At 40.4% G+C, this 1,771-nt stretch carries 2 protein-coding genes and 1 pseudogene; 2 read left to right on the top strand and 1 reads right to left on the bottom strand.

Annotation, left to right across the window (positions count from 1 at the left end; translation table 11 throughout):
• A pseudogene (locus ACFIK6_RS09650) lies at positions 1-889 on the bottom strand (phage tail protein); the annotation flags it as partial.
• A gap of 164 nt (positions 890-1,053) precedes the next feature.
• On the opposite strand from ACFIK6_RS09650, the gene ACFIK6_RS09645 reads away from it, so the two are divergent.
• Both ACFIK6_RS09645 and ACFIK6_RS09640 read left to right on the top strand, forming a co-directional pair.
• Entirely contained in the window at positions 1,054-1,368 is a 315-nt protein-coding gene (locus tag ACFIK6_RS09645; protein ID WP_375642720.1) for a type II toxin-antitoxin system HigB family toxin, read from the top strand.
• A complete protein-coding gene (locus ACFIK6_RS09640; RefSeq protein WP_019220258.1) occupies positions 1,365-1,721 on the top strand; it encodes a type II toxin-antitoxin system HigA family antitoxin in 357 nt (118 codons plus the stop codon). Before ACFIK6_RS09645 ends, ACFIK6_RS09640 begins: the two co-directional genes overlap by 4 nt.
• Positions 1,722-1,771: the final 50 nt, after the last annotated feature.

Here is a 1,771-nt window from a genome sequence, read left to right as displayed (position 1 = left end):
AACCGTGTGTAAAATCAGTTTTAGCAATGACACCTGCAACTGCTGCACTTGCTGGCTGTTCTAAGATTTTTCCATCATGATTCACTTTTACAAAAGGGTCAACGATAATGGCGCGCTTTGAATCAAAATCCTTTGCTGTGCTAAGGGCTGCTTCATCTGTTGTGTTTGGTGCATCAAGCACCACAATAGCGCGTAGGCGTTCAGCAATGCCAATGAGTTCTGCCGCTACTGGATTAGAGGTTGTACTGATTTCGGCTTTGGCTGTCGCTCCAGTGCCATCTCCTTCAATTGTCACATTTGGGGCGGTTTGATAATCAAAGCCACTGTCCTTAATGACAACAGAAGTCACTTTTCCATCTTTCAGGATTGCTTCTGCTTCTGCACCGCCGGCAATTTTAACGATTGCTTGAGAGTAACCACTTCCTTGGTTTATCACATCAATCTTGCTAAGACTGATAGGGCGTTTGTGCGTAAAGCCTGGAGCAATCAGAATGCGTGGTGTTTGTCCCACAATGGATTGTGCTCCGATCAAAGCATGGACGCCTTCATAAGCGCCATTTGCATTCACACCACCAAGCACATTGGTGAGTGTTGCATTTTCATTGTCACTTTCTTTTACGCGCACGACAACAACAATGGCACCCACTTGCTTGAAAATGAGATCAAGGGCATTGGGTAGGGTGCCTTGACGCTTACCTGTTTTATCCAGTTTAGCTGCTTGTGAAAGAGAACCGGTAACCAAAACGGGCGTGTTAAGAGGAAATGCTCGGTCATCAGCATCGGGCGCTGTGCCAACAATCCCGATAACTGCCGATTGTACCGCGCGAAGGGGACGGGTGCCGTCGTCAACTTCGACAACTTCAACACCGTGTAGAAAACCTGTTGCCATACTTTATGCTCCTTTAAATGAGGGGTGAATGAAAATGAATGGGAAAAATGAGAGGTAAAAGCCGCTCTTGAGAAAGGTTTGTTTTCAACAAGCACTTTCTTTTTATAAATATCTTGACTTAGTACCAAAATGGTACTAAGATTGATAAAAATCAGGATACACTTATGAAAATTGTTAAAATCTCCACACTTCAAACTTTTTGGGCTCGATATCCTGATGCTGAACAACCATTAAAAGCATGGGTAGATGAAGCTAAAAACGCACAATGGCGTTCTCCTCATGACATTAAAGAGAAATATAAAAATGCAAGCATATTAAAGAATAATCGTGTTGTTTTTAATATTAGAGGCAATGACTATCGTTTAATTGTTTCAATCTTTTATCCAGCAGGTTGGCTTTACATAAAGTTTATAGGGACGCATAAACAGTATGATGCGATTGATGCCAACACTGTAGAACTAAAGGAATTTAAGAAATGAATATCAAACCAATTCGTACAGAGAGAGATTATCAAGAAGCTTTAGAAATTGTGTCTGCAATGTTTGACAATCAACCTAAAGAGAATACTCCAGAATTTGATCAAATGGAGGTTCTTGTGTTGTTAATTGAAGCTTATGAAACAGAACATTATCCTATTTCTCCTCCTCATCCTATTGAGGCTATTAAATTTAGAATGGAACAAATGAACTTAAGTGCTAAAGATCTTGTTCCTGCGATTGGTCATTTAAATCGCGTTTATGAAATCTTGAGTGGAAAAAGAAAACTAACACTACGCATGATTAAAAATTTGCACCAACAGTTTAATATCCCATTGGAAAGCCTAATAGCTTAGACTTGTTTTTCTTTTCTCCACCTCATGCGTAAAGAGAAGGATAGGTGCAT

The organism is Bartonella sp. AS69XJJH (assembly GCF_042195585.1).
Lineage (GTDB): Bacteria > Pseudomonadota > Alphaproteobacteria > Rhizobiales > Rhizobiaceae > Bartonella.
This window is presented reverse-complemented; position numbering and strand designations above follow the sequence as displayed.

Coding starts and splice junctions, on each gene's coding strand:
- ACFIK6_RS09645 (WP_375642720.1), top strand. CDS start 1,054: ATGAAAATTGTTAAAATCTCCACACTTCAAACTTTTTGGGCTCGATAT.
- ACFIK6_RS09640 (WP_019220258.1), top strand. CDS start 1,365: ATGAATATCAAACCAATTCGTACAGAGAGAGATTATCAAGAAGCTTTA.